The 15,991-nt window shown below is 31.6% G+C and carries 16 protein-coding genes and 2 tRNA genes; all 18 read left to right on the top strand.

Features of this window, described 5'->3' with window-relative positions:
- Positions 1–132 precede the first annotated feature (132 nt).
- The 18 genes from ACO6OL_RS07120 (at position 133) to nusA (ending at position 15,989) form a co-directional block, all read left to right on the top strand.
- Positions 133–208: transfer RNA gene (locus ACO6OL_RS07120), tRNA-His, on the top strand.
- 19 nt (positions 209–227) lie between these two features.
- A tRNA-Cys gene (locus ACO6OL_RS07125) sits at positions 228–301 on the top strand.
- A gap of 396 nt (positions 302–697) precedes the next feature.
- A complete protein-coding gene (locus tag ACO6OL_RS07130; RefSeq protein WP_485502652.1) occupies positions 698–1,585 on the top strand; it encodes a phosphate/phosphite/phosphonate ABC transporter substrate-binding protein in 888 nt (295 codons plus the stop codon).
- A gap of 135 nt (positions 1,586–1,720) precedes the next feature.
- Positions 1,721–2,302 (top strand): Holliday junction branch migration protein RuvA, encoded by a 582-nt coding sequence (ruvA, locus tag ACO6OL_RS07135; protein ID WP_485502653.1) that lies wholly within the window; start codon positions 1,721–1,723, stop codon positions 2,300–2,302.
- A gap of 19 nt (positions 2,303–2,321) precedes the next feature.
- Positions 2,322–3,323, top strand: coding sequence for a Holliday junction branch migration DNA helicase RuvB (gene ruvB, locus ACO6OL_RS07140; RefSeq protein WP_314396806.1), 1,002 nt, complete (start codon positions 2,322–2,324; stop codon positions 3,321–3,323).
- Between the two features lie 344 nt (positions 3,324–3,667).
- Positions 3,668–4,432, top strand: coding sequence for an epoxyqueuosine reductase QueH (locus ACO6OL_RS07145; RefSeq protein WP_314396804.1), 765 nt, complete (start codon positions 3,668–3,670; stop codon positions 4,430–4,432).
- Positions 4,433–4,765: 333 nt separating this feature from the next.
- Positions 4,766–5,029 carry a phosphocarrier protein HPr gene (locus ACO6OL_RS07150; protein ID WP_003145399.1) on the top strand — a complete coding sequence of 88 codons (264 nt, stop codon included), beginning with the start codon at positions 4,766–4,768 and terminating at the stop codon, positions 5,027–5,029.
- 1 nt (position 5,030) lies between these two features.
- A complete protein-coding gene (gene ptsP / locus ACO6OL_RS07155) occupies positions 5,031–6,743 on the top strand; it encodes a phosphoenolpyruvate--protein phosphotransferase (protein ID WP_485502654.1) in 1,713 nt (570 codons plus the stop codon).
- A 483-nt stretch (positions 6,744–7,226) separates the two neighbouring features.
- The gene (gene pheS, locus ACO6OL_RS07160) at positions 7,227–8,249 is read left to right on the top strand and encodes a phenylalanine--tRNA ligase subunit alpha (protein ID WP_485502655.1); all 1,023 of its coding nucleotides are present in this window, start codon (positions 7,227–7,229) and stop codon (positions 8,247–8,249) included.
- A gap of 12 nt (positions 8,250–8,261) precedes the next feature.
- Positions 8,262–10,655, top strand: coding sequence for a phenylalanine--tRNA ligase subunit beta (pheT, locus tag ACO6OL_RS07165; RefSeq protein WP_485502656.1), 2,394 nt, complete (start codon positions 8,262–8,264; stop codon positions 10,653–10,655).
- 7 nt (positions 10,656–10,662) lie between these two features.
- Positions 10,663–11,286: a glycerol-3-phosphate 1-O-acyltransferase PlsY gene (gene plsY, locus ACO6OL_RS07170; RefSeq protein ID WP_485502657.1), complete on the top strand. Its 624-nt coding sequence runs from the start codon at positions 10,663–10,665 to the stop codon at positions 11,284–11,286.
- A complete protein-coding gene (locus tag ACO6OL_RS07175; RefSeq protein WP_485502658.1) occupies positions 11,270–12,121 on the top strand; it encodes a bifunctional 5,10-methylenetetrahydrofolate dehydrogenase/5,10-methenyltetrahydrofolate cyclohydrolase in 852 nt (283 codons plus the stop codon). Before plsY ends, ACO6OL_RS07175 begins: the two co-directional genes overlap by 17 nt.
- A 181-nt stretch (positions 12,122–12,302) precedes the next feature.
- A complete protein-coding gene (gene secE, locus ACO6OL_RS07180; RefSeq protein WP_314160072.1) occupies positions 12,303–12,476 on the top strand; it encodes a preprotein translocase subunit SecE in 174 nt (57 codons plus the stop codon).
- A gap of 11 nt (positions 12,477–12,487) precedes the next feature.
- The gene (gene nusG / locus ACO6OL_RS07185) at positions 12,488–13,033 is read left to right on the top strand and encodes a transcription termination/antitermination protein NusG (RefSeq protein ID WP_314160073.1); all 546 of its coding nucleotides are present in this window, start codon (positions 12,488–12,490) and stop codon (positions 13,031–13,033) included.
- A gap of 37 nt (positions 13,034–13,070) precedes the next feature.
- Positions 13,071–13,928 (top strand): DegV family protein, encoded by an 858-nt coding sequence (locus ACO6OL_RS07190; protein ID WP_485502659.1) that lies wholly within the window; start codon positions 13,071–13,073, stop codon positions 13,926–13,928.
- Positions 13,929–13,954: 26 nt separating this feature from the next.
- The gene (gene gloA, locus ACO6OL_RS07195; RefSeq protein ID WP_485502660.1) at positions 13,955–14,338 is read left to right on the top strand and encodes a lactoylglutathione lyase; all 384 of its coding nucleotides are present in this window, start codon (positions 13,955–13,957) and stop codon (positions 14,336–14,338) included.
- 134 nt (positions 14,339–14,472) lie between these two features.
- The gene (gene rimP, locus ACO6OL_RS07200) at positions 14,473–14,937 is read left to right on the top strand and encodes a ribosome maturation factor RimP (RefSeq protein WP_485502661.1); all 465 of its coding nucleotides are present in this window, start codon (positions 14,473–14,475) and stop codon (positions 14,935–14,937) included.
- Positions 14,938–14,957: 20 nt separating this feature from the next.
- Entirely contained in the window at positions 14,958–15,989 is a 1,032-nt protein-coding gene (nusA, locus tag ACO6OL_RS07205; RefSeq protein ID WP_448913065.1) for a transcription termination factor NusA, read from the top strand.
- Positions 15,990–15,991 lie beyond the last annotated feature (2 nt).

Raw genomic sequence — 15,991 nt, forward strand, 5'->3', positions numbered from 1 at the left:
TAATCAGAATGTCATTTATTATAGGTTCGTGTCACAAATGTTTGACAACTCTAGATGAAAATTTGAAAATTATAAAAAAAGTTCTTGACATAATTTGATGAAAAATGTATAATAAATATTGTTCTTGATATGGCGGCTGTGGCGAAGTGGTTAACGCATCGGATTGTGGTTCCGACATTCGGGGGTTCGATTCCCCTCAGCCGCCCCATTAAAATTTAATATCTTTAGGCGGCTTAGCCAAGTGGTAAGGCACGGGTCTGCAAAACCTTGATCACCGGTTCAAATCCGGTAGCCGCCTCCAATTTTTACTCATCTTTTTATAAGGTGTTTTTTTTTATGCCTAAATTACGGTTTATATTGTTTATGATTCTTGTATTATGAAAATATTCGGGAATTTATTGATAATTACCGAGGGAGTGACTCAAAAATCGTGATTTTATAGAAATCGATTTTGTCGAGTCACCCCCGCACAGTTTATTAGGTATCTAAAGAGCTTTTATAAAGCGAATTTAGATATCAATAAACCACTGCGTCTATGAGTTCTCATTTGAACTTTGTTACATTTTAGGACTTTTGTATCAGCCCCGTAAAATTCTTATTAAAATTGTTATTATTTCCTTTTAAAAGCTAGATATATTGTTTTTTTTGTGATAAAATTATATCAAATTTATTTTTAAAATATCGAGGAGGAAATAATATGAAAAAAATATTATTGGCGTTATTTAGTTTTATTTTTGTCTTCTCTATAGTTGGATGTACTGCAAAGACTGAAACGAAAAAAGAAGAAAAAGTTATTAAAATGGGATTTGTTCCTCTGAAAAATAGTGAGAAACTTGTTGAAGATCTTAAACCAATCTCTGATTATCTTTCTGAAAGATTAGGAGTAAAAGTAGAAGCTTTCACAGCTAGTAACTATATTGGTGTAGTTGAAGGTTTAGGTAGTGGAAGTGTTGATTTTGGTATCATTCCTCCATTTTCATCACTACTAGCTCAGAAACAAAGTAGTGCAAAACCTATACTAACATCAAAAGGTAAAACAGGAAAACCTGGATACACTGCTGAATTATATGTAAGAAAAGATTCTGGTATTAAATCACTTCAAGATGTTAAAGGTAAAAAAGTAGCATTCGTAGATCCTTCATCTTCATCAGGATATATTTATCCAGGTGCTATGTTAGTTGAAGCAGGTCTTAACTTAGATAAAGATATTAGTTATCAATTTAGTGGTGGACACGATAAGAGTTTACAACTACTTCTTAACAAAGATGTTGATGTAATTGCGACATTTGATGGAGTGGAAGAAAGATATGCTAAAGACTTCCCACAAGCAAAAACTGATATTCAAAAATTAGCAACTAGTGATATGATTCCTGGTGTTATGGTTACAGCTTCTAGCAAAATGGATAAAGAGTTACAAGAAAAACTAGAAAAAGCTCTTCGTGACATAGAGAAAGATCCAAAAATGAAAGAATTATTTACTAAGATGTTTAGTATCACTGGATTTACTGATGTGGATCAAGATGCATATAAAAAAGTAGAAGCAACTGCAAAAGTGATGAATGTTGATTTGGATAAAGTAAAATAGAAATATGAACTTGGTGCATAATGTGCCAAGTTTTTTTTTGTCTGTAATTTTAGAAATTATTTTGATTATATAAAACACTTGAGATTTTTTACGTTTAATTTTATAATTAAATAATCAATCAGGAGTGTGAATGTAATGTACGCATATATTAAAGGAAAAATTTCGGAAGTAAATCCGGCAAATATCGTTGTAGATAATAATGGAATAGGTTATGAGATAGTTGTTGCTAATCCGTATGAATATCAATTAAATGAAGAAAAAATAGTTTTTATAAGTCAACAAGTAAGAGAAGATTCTAATATTCTTTATGGATTTTCTAATAAAGATCAGAAAAAAGTATTTTTACTATTATTAAAGGTAAAAGGTGTAGGACCTAAGAGTGCTTTAGCTATATTAGCTGGAGGAACTAGTGAAGAAATTATTGGAGCTATCGAGAATCAAGATGTAACATATTTAACGAAGTTTCCGGGAATTGGGAAAAAATCTGCTCAACAAATTATTCTTGATTTACAAGGTAAAGTTGATTTCAGTATGACTAATATTAGTAGTGCTCCAACTGCTGTAAATAATTATCTAAGTGATGCAATGTTAGCATTGGAAGCTCTAGGATATAGTAAAAAAGAACTTGCAAAAATTGAGAAAAAATTATCAGCATTTGATTTCTCTGGTGTTGATGAATATGTAAAACAAGGATTAAAATTATTAATGAATGCATAATTGATGAAAGGAGGAAATTATGGAAGATAGAATGGTATCTGCAAGCCAAAATTTTGGTGAGGAGCGTGAAGAACAGTCTTTAAGACCGAAGTTTCTTAGCCAGTATATAGGACAAGAACAGATAAAAAGTAATTTGAAAATATTTATAGAAGCTGCAAAACTTCGTGGAGAAGTTCTAGATCACTGCCTATTATACGGACCTCCTGGATTAGGGAAGACTACACTAGCGACAATTATTGCTAATGAGATGGAAGTGGGGATTAAATATACTTCAGGGCCTGCAATAGAGAAATCTGGAGATTTAGCTGCTATATTAACTAGTCTTGAACCAGGTGATGTTCTTTTTATCGATGAAATTCACAGAATAAGTAGATCTATTGAAGAGATATTATATTCTGCGATGGAAGATTTTTATCTTGATATTGTAATTGGAAAAGGTGAAGAATCGCGTAGTATTAGAATTGAACTACCACCATTCACATTGGTTGGTGCAACGACAAGAGCAGGAGCTTTAACTGCGCCACTTCGAGACAGATTTGGTGTGCATTGTCGTCTGGAATTTTATACGATTTCTGAACTGCAAAATATTATAGAAAGAACATCTGATATTTTTGAATGTGATATAGATGAAGAGAGTTCATATGAAATAGCCATGAGATCTCGTGGAACACCTCGTATAGCGAATAGACTTCTTAAACGTGTAAGAGACTTTGCTCAAGTGAAAAATGATGGTGTTATAGCTAAGGATTTAGCTGTTGAGTCATTAGATTTACTACAAGTAGATGCGAAAGGTCTTGATAATATTGACTATAAAATACTTGAATGTTTAATTAAACGTTATGATGGTCGTGCTGTTGGCCTTGAGACAATTGCTGTGACTATTGGTGAAGAAAGTATTACTATAGAAGATGTTTACGAGCCATATCTTGTAAAAGAAGGATTTATAGAACGTACAGCTAGAGGACGTCGTGCCACACCTAAAGCATATCAACATTTAGGAATTGCGTATAAAGTCGAATAATTAATAAATAATGGGTTTCGTTAAGTTGGGAGTGACTCAAAAATCACGATTTTGGAGAAACAAGATTTTGTCGAGTTTCTCCCGCAAAGTTTATTAGATATCTAAAAAGCTTTTATAAAGCGAATTTTGATATCAATAAACCACTGCGTCTAGGAGTTATCATATACACTTTTTTTAAATTTAGGACTTTTGTGTCAAAACCTTTTCGGAACCTATTTTTATAAGATTTTAAAGGTGCTATTGATAATATCTTTTAATTAGAAATGATATTAATTGTAAAATAAATTAAAGTATATTAAACTTGTGTAGTAAAATATTAGAAATTTTAGAAGGATTAAATTCGTATGATTGATAGTAAACAATTTATAAATACTAGACATAAAAATCAAAAGATTAATTATGATAACGTGCTAAAAGAACTTATTAAAGAATGGGAGAAGACTAATTTTCGTCCGAAAATTCTTATTCACTCTTGTTGTGCTCCTTGTAGTACATATGTACTAGAATATTTATCTGAGATTAGTGATATTACAATATTTTTCTCAAACTCTAACATACATCCAAAAGAAGAATATATTAAACGTATGTTAGTACAAAAAGATTTTGTCGAAGAGTTCAATAAAAGAAATGACAAAAAGATTAAATTCTTGGCTGATGAGTATGCACCAAGTAAATTTATCAGTGCTGTAAAAGGACATGAAGAGGATAGAGAAGGTGGAGATAGATGTCATATTTGTTATGAAATGCGTTTAGACTCTTCTGCTCAGAAGGCTGAAGAGCTAGGTTACGATTATTTCGCTTCTGCTTTGACTTTAAGTCCAAAGAAAAATGCAACTGTAATAAACGAAGCAGGTTATGTACTTCAAGAACAGGTTTCTATATATTATCTACCTTCAGATTTTAAAAAGAATAATGGTTACAGAAGATCTGTAGAAATGTGTAATGATTATAATATATATAGACAATGTTACTGTGGATGTGTATTTGCCGCTAAAGATCAAGGGATAGATTTTAAAGAGGTTAATCAAAATGCTCGTGATTTTAATAGAAACCATGAAGATTATGAGAGGTTTAAATCTATTATTAAACTAGGTGGAGAATTGGTTTAATTTTCATAAATAAGTTTACAGTATAAAAATAAAAATATAATAATTTTAAATTTAATTAATAAGCATAATATAAAAAAGTATCGTTACTTCCTTGTAATAGATACTTTTTTATGATTTTTACGTTTTATTGGTAATTAGTACTGAAAAAAGTGTTTTCATTATATTTTCAATATATGAGAAGTAAATGCTTACTATACAGATAAGAAACTGTTTTCTTTGTTATAGAATAAGCACTAATCTTAGTATTGAATAAGTATAAAATACTTGTAAATATTGCTTTCATGTGTTATTATTTGAATGTAAATATTTTTTTAAATAAAAGGAGACATGACTATGTTACAAAAAGAATTTAAAGTAATCGATGAAACAGGAATCCACGCTAGACCAGCTACTTTATTAGTACAAGCTGCTTCTAAATTCCAATCAAATATTGAATTAGAATTCAACGGACGTAAAGTTAATTTAAAATCAATTATGGGTGTTATGAGTCTTGGAGTTGGAAAAGACGCTGATATCGTAATTTATGCTGACGGAGCTGACGAAGCAGAAGCATTAGCAGCATTAGAAGAAACAATGAAGAAAGAAGGATTAGCATAAAATGTTACAACTAAAAGGTATTGCAGCCTCTCAAGGGATATCTTTTGCTAAAGCATACATTTTAGTTGAGCCAAGCCTAACAGTTAGTGAGGTTAAAGTTCAAGATGTAGTTGCTGAGGTTAAACGTTTTGAAGATGCGATTGAAATTTCTAAAAAAGAATTAACAATCATTAAAGATAAAGCATTAGAAAATTTAGGTGCTGACAAAGCAGCAATTTTCGAAGCTCATTTATTAATTTTAGAAGACCCAGAATTTATGGGAACTGTTAAAACTGATATTCAGTCAAAAGAAATTAACGCTGAGTATGCATTAAAAGAAACTTCAGATATGTTTGTTTCTATGTTTGAATCTATGGATAATGACTACATGAAAGAACGTGCAGCTGATATTCGTGACGTTTCTAAACGTATTTTAGCTCATTTATTAGGTGTAGATTTACCAAATCCAAGCTTAATCGATGAGGAAGTTATCGTTATTGCCGAAGACTTAACTCCATCTGATACAGCTCAACTTAACAAACAATTTGTTAAAGGGTTTGCTACGAACATTGGTGGTCGTACATCTCACTCAGCTATTATGGCTAGATCATTAGAAATTCCTGCAGTAGTAGGGACTAGTACAATTACTGAAGAAGTTAAGAATGGTGATGTTCTTATTCTTGATGGATTAGATGGTATTGTATATGTAAATCCAGATGAAGCTACTACAGCTGAATTAAAAGAAAAACATGCTAAATTTGAAGAACAAAAAGCTGAATGGGCTAAATTAAAAACAGAAAAATCTGTAACTAAAGATGGTCATGAAGTTATTTTAGCAGCTAATATTGGTACACCTGCTGATTTAGAAGGTGTTAACAACAATGGTGGAGAAGCTGTAGGTTTATACCGTACAGAATTCTTATATATGGGACGTGATCAATTACCAACTGAAGATGAACAATTCGAAGCTTATAAAGCAGTATTAGAAGGAATGGGTGATAGACCTGTTGTAGTTCGTACTTTAGATATCGGTGGAGATAAAGAATTACCATACTTAGATTTACCAAAAGAAATGAATCCATTCTTAGGATTTAGAGCAATTCGTCTTTGCTTAGAAGAAAAAGACTTATTCAGAACACAACTTAGAGCATTATTACGTGCATCTGTTTACGGTAAACTATGTGTAATGTTCCCAATGATTGCTACAGTTCAAGAATTCAGAGCTGCAAAAGCACTATTTTTAGAAGAAAAAGAAAAACTAGTAGCAGAAGGTGTTGCAGTAAGTAACGATATCGAATTAGGTATCATGGTTGAAATTCCATCAACTGCTGTTATCGCTGATATTTTTGCTAAAGAAGTAGACTTCTTCTCAATCGGTACTAACGACTTAGTTCAATACACTATGGCAGCAGACCGTATGAGTGAAAAAGTATCATACTTATACCAACCATATAACCCGGCAATCTTACGTCTTGTGAAAAATGTCATTGAAGCATCTCACAAAGAAGGTAAATGGACTGGAATGTGTGGGGAAATGGCTGGAGATAGCTTAGCTATTCCATTACTATTAGGTATGGGATTAGATGAGTTCTCTATGTCAGCTACTTCAATTCTTCAAGCACGTAGCCAAATCAAAAACTTATCATTAGATAAGATGAAAGAATTAGTTGATAAAGCTATTATGTGTTCAACAACTGAAGAAGTATTAGCATTAGTTGCAGAATATACTAAATAATTATTAAAAGACTTTTGATGGAAATCGAAAGTCTTTTTTACACTAAGCAAAGTTTATCTATATAATATAATTATAAATTTGAAGAGTTATTTATACAAAAACTAGGAGGAATTTGTTATTAGAACAACCTTATTGGTTGACATTCAGGAGTATTTGTATTATCATTTTAAGTATAAATTTTTCAAAAAACGATGATTAAGACGGTATATTGGATGTTTTTAACAGGGAGCAACTCCGTGACTGAAAGAGTTGTATGAACTGAGAATATATTTTCAGCTTATGAGTAATTGTATAAGTAGACTATGAGTACAATCGGGTGGTACCCGTTATCAACTTTTATTAAGGAAGCAACTATTGCTTTAAAATACGGGTGGTACCACGATATATTCGTCCCTTGAGACTTAGTCTTGAGGGGCTTTTTATTTTGGATAAATAATAGAACTTATAGCAATGTCTTTATATTAAATTTTTAAGGAGGAACTTATGACTTTAGAGAATATAAGAAAAGAATATTTAGAATTAGTTAAAACAATTAAAGATGAAAAAGAACTTTATGACCTAAGAGTTAAATTTTTAGGGAAAAAAGGTGCACTAACAGAAGTTATGAAAGGTGCACGTGATTTATCGCCAGAAGAAAGACCTACTTTTGGAAAACTTGTTAACGAGGTTAAAACTTTCATTAATGATAGTTTAGAAGAGAGAAAAGCTGAATTAGCTAAGGCAGCATTAGAGTTGAAATTAGCTAGTGAGGATATTGACGTTACTCTACCTAGTAAAAAAGTTGAATTAGGTGGAATTAATCCATTAAATAAAATTATTGAAGAGATTGAAGAAATCTTTATTTCTATGGGATATTCAGTTGCTGAAGGACCAGAGGTAGAAACTGATAAATTTAACTTTGAGATGTTAAATTTACCTAAAGATCACCCAGCTCGTGATATGCAAGATTCATTCTATATTACAAATGAATTATTAATGAGAACACAAACTTCACCTGTTCAAGCTCGTGAAATGTTAAAAGCTAATGGAGAAGGTCCTATCAAGATTATTTGCCCTGGTAAAGTATTCCGTCGTGATAATGACGATGCTACTCACTCTCACCAATTTACTCAAATTGAAGGATTAGTAGTAGATAAAAATATTACATTTAGTGATTTAAAAGGTACTTTAGAGCACTTTATTAAAGCTGTATTCGGAGAAAATAAAAAAATCCGTCTGCGTCCAAGTTTCTTCCCATTCACTGAGCCTTCAGTAGAGGTTGATGTATCTTGGGGTAATGAAGATGATGAAGAAAACATTAAATGGCTTGAAATTTTAGGAGCTGGTATGGTTCACCCTAACGTTCTTAGAATGGCTGGTTTTGATCCAGAAGTATACTCTGGATTCGCGTTTGGTATGGGACCAGAACGTGTGGCAATGTTAAAATATGGAATTAGCGATATTAGAAGTTTCTACACAAATGATGTAAGATTCTTACGACAATTCAATAGTGATAGAAACGATTAATAGGAGGTAGTAATGTTAGTAAGTTATAATTGGTTAAAACAATATACGAATGTTGAAGATAATGCAAATGCATTAGCTGAAAAAATTACACGTGGTGGTATTGAAGTTGAAGGTGTTGAATATTTAGCAGAAGAGATTTCTAACGTTGTAGTTGGATATGTTGTATCTAAAGAAAAACACCCAGATGCAGAAAAATTAAATGTATGTCAAGTAAATGTTGGTGCAGAAGAAAACCTACAAATCGTTTGTGGTGCACCAAATGTAGATGCTGGACAATATGTAATTGTTGCTAAAGTTGGAGCAAAATTACCAGGAATTAAAATTAAAAAAGCTAAACTTCGTGGTGTAGAATCACAAGGTATGATTTGTTCATTAGCTGAATTAGGTTTAAGTAAGAGTGTAGTGCCTAAGAACTATCAAGAAGGTATATACGTATTTGAAACTGAACAAGAGTTAGGATCTGATGTTGTTGAAGTATTGGGATTAAATGATTACATCTTAGATCTTTCAATTACACCTAACAGAGCGGACGCACTAAGTATGCGTGGTCTTACTTATGAATTAGGAGCTTTATACAATAACAAAGTTGATTTTAAAGATGTTGAGAAAGAAGAAAACTATGAAGCAACTTCATTACAAGTTGCTATCGAAAGTGATTCTTGTAGAAACTATGTAGGTCAAGTTGTGAGAAATGTGGAAGTTAAGTCTTCACCATTATGGTTACAAACAAGACTTATGAATTCTGGTATTCGTCCAATTAACAACATCGTAGATATTACAAACTACATACTTTTAGAATTTGGTCAACCAATGCATGCATTCGATAAAGATCTAGTTGGAGATAAAATCGTAGTTCGTGATGCTAAAGAAGGTGAAGTTCTAGAAACTCTTGATGGAGAAGAGAAAAAGTTACAAACAGCTGACTTAGTAATTACTGATGGAACGCGCGCTATTGCTCTTGGAGGAGTAATGGGTGGTAAAAACACAGAAGTAAGTGAAGAAACTAAAAATATTATTTTAGAATCTGCATATTTTAATCCGACATCAGTTCGTCGTACTTCAGCTGCTCATGGGTTAAGAAGTGATTCTTCGGCAAGATTTGAAAAAGGTATTGATCCTAATATGCAAAAAGCAGCCCTTGCTCGTGCAGTAGAATTAATCTTAGAATTATGTCCAAATGCTGTAGTTGAAAGTTCTGTTGGAGTAGTTAATAAAGAAGAAGAGAAAGTTGTAGAAATTACTACTTCATATATTAACAACTACCTTGGAATTACATTATCTACTGAAGAAATCGTAGCTATCTTAGAAGGATTAAGTTTTACAGTAGAAGTAACAGGAGAAAATTTAGTAGTTAAAGTACCTACTAGAAGACCTGATATTTCAATTAAACAAGACTTAGTTGAAGAAGTTATTAGAATTTATGGATACGATAACCTAGCCTCAACATTACCAAAATTCTCTAAAACTACTAAAGGTGGTTTAACTTATTCACAAAGAATGGTACGTGATTTACGTGCAGTGTATGCTAGCTTAGGATTTAACGATACTATTAACTATTCATTAGTATCTGAAGAAGAAGCTACGGGCTATACTTTAGAAGATCATCATAAAGTAAGATTATTAATGCCTATGACTGAAACTCACTCGACATTACGACAAAGTTTAGTGCCAGGTTTATTAAACACTGTTCAATACAACGTAGCTAGAAAACAAAAAGATTTAAAACTTCTTGAAATTGGACGTGTATTCTTCGGTAGTGGTGATGATAATATCCAACCTAAAGAAACACTATACTTAAGTGCTGCATTAACAGGAGAAGAAAGAGCGACTAAATGGCTTAAAGAAAGTAGCTCATTAGACTTCTTCGCTGCTAAAGGATACTTAGAAGTTGTATTTGAACGTTTAGGTCTAGATGAAAAAGTTACTTATAAAAAATCTACTCTTGAAGGTATGCACCCAGGACGTTTCGCCGAGGTATATTTAGGTGAAAAACGTATTGGATTTATTGGAGAAGTTCATCCTCAAGTTGTAGACAAACTTGGATTAAATACTACATATGTATTTGAAATTAATTTAGATGAAGTTATTTCAGAAAGTAAAGTTAAACCTAAGTATGAAGAGGTAACTAAATATCCTGAAATTACAAGAGATATCGCTATGTTAGTTGATGTTAAAGATGAATATCAAAACATCTATAATGTAATTGAATCAGTAAATAGTAAACTAATTACTAAAGTGGAATTATTTGATTTGTATGCTGGTGCTGAGTTATTAGTTGGTAAGAAATCACTAGCTTTAACTATTACATATAGTGATAAACAAAAAACTTTAACAGATGAAGAAGTAACAGCGGTACATGACAAAGTACTTTCTGCACTTACAGAGTACGGAGCTATTATTAGGTAGGTAGTCTATGATTACACAAATAATATTATTTTGCATTTTAGCGTATGTAATTGGTTCGATACCTTTTGCATTAATAGTAGGGAAAGTATTTTACAATACTGATATTAGAACACTTGGAAGTGGAAATTTAGGTACAACAAATACTTTTAGATGTCTTGGGAAAAAGGCGGGAGTTACAGTATTTATATGTGATGTATCTAAAGGGATAATCGCTACATTTCTTCCAACATTAATGTTAGGGAGAGTGGACTTTTTATCAATATTTGGGGCATTTGCAATGATAGGACATGTTTTTCCTATCTTTGCAAACTTCAAAGGTGGTAAAGCCGTAGCTACGGGATCAGGAGTATTTATCTTCTTGTATCCACTGTTGAGTTCATTATTATTAGTAATATTCTTTTCAACATTATTCTTAACTGGTTATGTATCTTTAGGAAGTATACTTATTAGTTTGACAGCTATTGGGTATCTTAGTTTATTTGAAGCTGGAATAGATAAGTGGATTATGATAGTAATGTGTGCATTTGTCATTTATATGCACAAGAAGAATATTAAAAGATTAATTAATGGGACAGAAAATCAATCAAAATTAAAAATTGGAAAGGGAAAAAAGAATGACGAAAATCATTAGTGGAACACAACTTGCAAAAGAGTTGAGAGAAGAAATTAAAAACGAAGCAGCTGCTTTAAGAGAAAAAGGAGTTGAGCCTACGCTTGCAGTTGTTTTAGTCGGAGATAATAAAGCATCAAGAAGTTATGTTAACTCTAAACATAAAGCTTGTGTAGAGAATAATATAAATTCTATAAAAATAGAGTTACCAGAAGAAATTTCTACTGATGATTTATTGGACGAAATTGAAAAATTAAATAGTGATGAGAAAGTTCACGGAATTTTAGTACAATTACCATTGCCAAAACACATAGATGCAGAAAAAGTATTGAATGCTGTGAGTCCATCAAAAGATGTAGATGGGTTCCATCCAATAAATGTCGGAAAGTTAGTGATTGGAGAAGCTAAACTTATTCCTTGTACACCATTAGGAATTTTAGAAATGATTAAATCAACTGGAGAAGAAATTTCTGGGAAACTTGCACTAGTAATTGGAAGAAGTAATATTGTGGGTAAACCTATTTCAACTTTATTACTTCAAAATAATGCAACTGTAATTACTGCTCATTCTAGAACTAAAGATTTAGAAGCATTAATAGAACAAGCTGATATTATCGTAAGCTGTGTGGGGGTTGCACATTTCCTAAGCGGAAAAGAAAAAGTAAAACCAACTTGTACGATTATTGATGTAGGTAATAACTACAAAGATGGTAAGCTAGTTGGAGATGTAAATCTAGATGAGTTTATGGAGAAAGTTTCTTATATTTCTCCTGTTCCTGGAGGAGTAGGACCTTTAACAATCACGATGTTAATGAGAAACACATTAACCGCTACTTATGATTTACTAGAAAAATAATTTCAAGAAAATCTAGATATTATTTGAGACTTTATTTAATTGAAATGTTTTTGATTTAATGATACAATAATATATTGTACAAGAATGCAATATATTTAAAGATATAGACTTATAAATTATACTATGTTATAATTTATAAAATGTAGAGAGTAAAGAAATTTATGTGGAGGATTGTTAATAAATGATTAGATTCTTGAAAAAAGTTGCCACAGAAATGCGTAAGGTAAGTTGGCCAACTTTTAGTGAACTTGTTAGAAAAACACTAATTGTTATTGTTGTAGTTGGAATATTAATGTTATTTAGCTACGTAGTAGATTTAGGAATAACTGCTGGAATTAGACACTTCAGTAGATAAGAGAGGTTATTATGAGCGATACAGTAAGTAAAGAGTGGTATGTAATACATACGTATTCTGGATATGAAAACAAAGTAAAAGATAATATTGAGAAAAGAGTTGAGTCTCTTGGAATGGAAGATAAGATTTTTAGAATCGTTGTTCCAGAAGAAAAAGAGACAATCTTAACTCCAACAGGAAAGAAAAAAGAAGTTAATAGAAAAACATTCCCTGGATATGTACTTGTTGAGTTGGTAATGACTGATGATTCATGGTTTGTTGTAAGAAATACACCTGGTGTAACAGGGTTTGTTGGATCTCACGGTGGAGGTTCTAAACCTAGTCCATTATTACCAGAAGAAATTAACTTTATTTTACAACAAATGGGTCTATCAAATGTTGTAGATATTGACATTGAAGTTGGGGATTACGTTCGCATTATCTCTGGTCCATTCGTTGATATGGAAGGTAAAGTTGTAAACCTTGATTTACATAACTATAAAGCAGATGTTATGATCGAACTTATGGGTAGAGAAACTAAAGTGGAGCTTGAACTTTATAATATCGAAAAATTCTAAGAAAGGAAAAGCTATCTTTATGATAGTCGGATAGAATGTGGAAAAGATTGCAATAATTATGGATTCAACTGCATATTTATCAGAAGATTTGAAGAAAGAATTAGATATTCGTACTGTTTATTTAAATCTAATTATTGATAATAATTCATATAAAGAAGTTATTGATATGCCTCTTGATAAATATCACGAATACCTAAGAAATCCAAACAATTCCTTCCCTACAACATCTCAACCTGCTATAGGTGAGGTTGTATCTTGCTTAGAAAAACTAAAAGAAGAAGGGTATACTGATGTAATTGCTATTGCACTTTCAAGTGGAATTAGTGGTACATTTACATCATATTCTGTAGCTGGTCTTATGGTTGATGGATTAAATGTACATCCTTTTGATTCTGAAGTTTCTTGTAGACCTGAAGGATATTATGCGATTAAGGCAGAAAAACTAATTAAAGAAGGAAAAACTTCTGAAGAAATTATCTCAGCATTAAATGAGATGAAAAAAGTATCAGATGCATATTTCATGGTTGATGACTTATCTCACTTACAACGTAGTGGACGTTTAAGTGGAGCACAAGCTGTAGTAGGAAGTTTACTTCAAGTTAAGCCATTACTACATTTTGATAATAAGGTTATAGTTCCATTTCAAAAGATACGAACATATAAAAAAGTTGTATCAAGAATGTATGAATTGTTTGATGAATATTATAAACAATATGAAGGGGAGCACATTACTGTGTGTGTTCTTCATGTTGATGCCTTAGATAAAGCTCAAGAAATAAAAAAATATGTTGAAGAAAATTATTCAAATGTAACTGTAGATATTGACGGAATAAGTCCAGTTATCTCTGCACACCTTGGATTAGGTGCAGTTGCAATTGGATGGACAATTTTATAATAAATAAATTTTAAGAGGTGGAAAATATGGTACAAACAATGGCACACACTTGCTACCGTGTAGCAGACTTAAAAAAATCAGTTAAGTTTTATACTGAGGCATTCGACTTTGTAGTAAGTCGTGAAAGGGATTTTCCTGAGTACAAGTTTACATTAGTATACTTAACTTTACCAGGTTCAAACTATGAGTTAGAATTAACTTATAACTATGATCATGGTGCATATGAACTTGGAGATGGATATGGACACATAGCTATTTCTGTAGAAGATTTAGAAGCACTACATGAAAAACACAAGGCGGCAGGATATGATGTAACAGATCTTAAAGGTTTACCAGGATTCCCGCCAGGTTACTACTTCATAAAAGATCCAGATGGATACAAAATTGAAGTAATTCGTACTAAAATGTAGTTATCATTTGATTTATTTATAATCATGTGATATAATGTATATACATTGAAATAAATTACCGAAAGGGTGGTGAATTTTGAAAGGTTCTCCGCTCTTTTATATTGCAATAAAAACTTAAGAAAGAGGTGTACTGTATGAGTATTGTAGAAAAAGTAAAAGCTATAGCAACAAAACAAACAGAAAATACGGAATTTTCTCTTTATGATGTAGAATACGTAAAAGAAGGAACTGAGTATTTCTTACGTATTTACTTCGATAAAGATGGTGGGCTTACACTTGATGATTGTGTATTATTAAGTGAAAAGTTAGCAGAAGAATTAGATAAAGAAGATTTCATTAGTGATAAATACTATCTAGAAGTATCTTCTCCTGGGATCGAAAGAAACTTAAGAAACCTAGAGGAAGTTACTAATTCTGTTGGGAAACATGTGTATATCAAAACATATGAAAAAATTGATAATCAAAAAGAATTTTATGGTGATATCCTAGCTGTCGAAGGTGAAGAAATTACTGTAGAATACAAAGATAAAGCGAGAGTTAAAAAATCAACAATTAACTATAGTAAAATCGCTAAAATTAGATTAGCTGTTAAATTTTAATTATTAAAGGAGAAAGAAAGATGAGCAAGGATTTGCTTAAAGCTATAAAATTAATTGAACAAGAAAAAGGAATTGCAGAAGATATTCTAGTAGAAGCTATTGAATTGGCTTTATTATCAGCTTATAAAAAGAATTTTAACGCTGCTAAGAACGTAAGAGTAGATTTCAACAGAGCTACAGGTGACTACAAATTTATTATTAGAAAAGATGTTGTTGAAGAAGTTTACGACGATAGAATTGAATTTGCTCTTGAAGATGCATTAAAAATTAATCCTGCGTATGAAGTTGGAGATATTTACGAAGTAGTTGATTTACCAAGTGATTTTGGTCGTGTTGGGGCTCAAGCAGCAAAACAAGCATTATTACAAAGACTTCGTGAAGCAGAGAAAGAAATTCTTTATAAAGAATATATCGAACACGAAGGTGAAATTTTATCAGGAACTATTGATAGAATAGATACAAGATATGTTTATGTTAAATTAGGTAAGATTGAAGCAATTTTAGGTGAAAATGAAAGAGTTAAAGGTGAAACTTATGTTCCACAAACTCCAATTAAAGTATATATAGCGAAAGTTGATAATCCAACTCGTGGAAGTAAACCACACGTACTTGCTTCGAGATCACACCCTGAATTTATCAGAAGATTATTCGAAATTGAAGTGCCAGAAATTTACAGTGGTACTGTAGAAATTAAGAGCGTATCACGTGAAGCAGGTGAAAGAACTAAATTAGCTGTGTATGCTGAAGATAAAAACATTGATCCTGTAGGTGCTTGTGTTGGTAACAAAGGTGAACGTGTTAACCGTATCGTTGAAGAATTAAACGGTGAGAAAATTGATATCATTACTTGGGATGCTGATCCAGTTAAATTTATTACAAATGCATTAGCTCCTGCTAAAGTAGAAGAAATCAATATTGATGAAGAAGAAAAAATTGCAAATGTTAAAGTTAAAGATGACCAACTTTCTCTAGCAATTGGTAAAAAAGGTCAAAACGTTCGTCTAGCTGCTAAATTAACAGGTTGGAAAATCGACATAAAAGCTGCAGAATAGTG

The sequence above is a fragment of the Gemella sp. genome (assembly GCF_057272915.1).

Excerpts from the sequence above, each read along its gene's own strand:
- rimP (WP_485502661.1), top strand. The coding sequence starts at position 14,473 with ATGAGTATTGTAGAAAAAGTAAAAGCTATAGCAACAAAACAAACAGAA.
- ACO6OL_RS07175 (WP_485502658.1), top strand. The coding sequence starts at position 11,270 with ATGACGAAAATCATTAGTGGAACACAACTTGCAAAAGAGTTGAGAGAA.
- ACO6OL_RS07145 (WP_314396804.1), top strand. The coding sequence starts at position 3,668 with ATGATTGATAGTAAACAATTTATAAATACTAGACATAAAAATCAAAAG.
- plsY (WP_485502657.1), top strand. The coding sequence starts at position 10,663 with ATGATTACACAAATAATATTATTTTGCATTTTAGCGTATGTAATTGGT.
- ACO6OL_RS07130 (WP_485502652.1), top strand. The coding sequence starts at position 698 with ATGAAAAAAATATTATTGGCGTTATTTAGTTTTATTTTTGTCTTCTCT.
- pheT (WP_485502656.1), top strand. The coding sequence starts at position 8,262 with ATGTTAGTAAGTTATAATTGGTTAAAACAATATACGAATGTTGAAGAT.
- pheS (WP_485502655.1), top strand. The coding sequence starts at position 7,227 with ATGACTTTAGAGAATATAAGAAAAGAATATTTAGAATTAGTTAAAACA.
- ptsP (WP_485502654.1), top strand. The coding sequence starts at position 5,031 with ATGTTACAACTAAAAGGTATTGCAGCCTCTCAAGGGATATCTTTTGCT.
- nusG (WP_314160073.1), top strand. The coding sequence starts at position 12,488 with ATGAGCGATACAGTAAGTAAAGAGTGGTATGTAATACATACGTATTCT.
- ruvA (WP_485502653.1), top strand. The coding sequence starts at position 1,721 with ATGTACGCATATATTAAAGGAAAAATTTCGGAAGTAAATCCGGCAAAT.
- gloA (WP_485502660.1), top strand. The coding sequence starts at position 13,955 with ATGGTACAAACAATGGCACACACTTGCTACCGTGTAGCAGACTTAAAA.
- nusA (WP_448913065.1), top strand. The coding sequence starts at position 14,958 with ATGAGCAAGGATTTGCTTAAAGCTATAAAATTAATTGAACAAGAAAAA.
- ruvB (WP_314396806.1), top strand. The coding sequence starts at position 2,322 with ATGGAAGATAGAATGGTATCTGCAAGCCAAAATTTTGGTGAGGAGCGT.
- ACO6OL_RS07150 (WP_003145399.1), top strand. The coding sequence starts at position 4,766 with ATGTTACAAAAAGAATTTAAAGTAATCGATGAAACAGGAATCCACGCT.
- secE (WP_314160072.1), top strand. The coding sequence starts at position 12,303 with ATGATTAGATTCTTGAAAAAAGTTGCCACAGAAATGCGTAAGGTAAGT.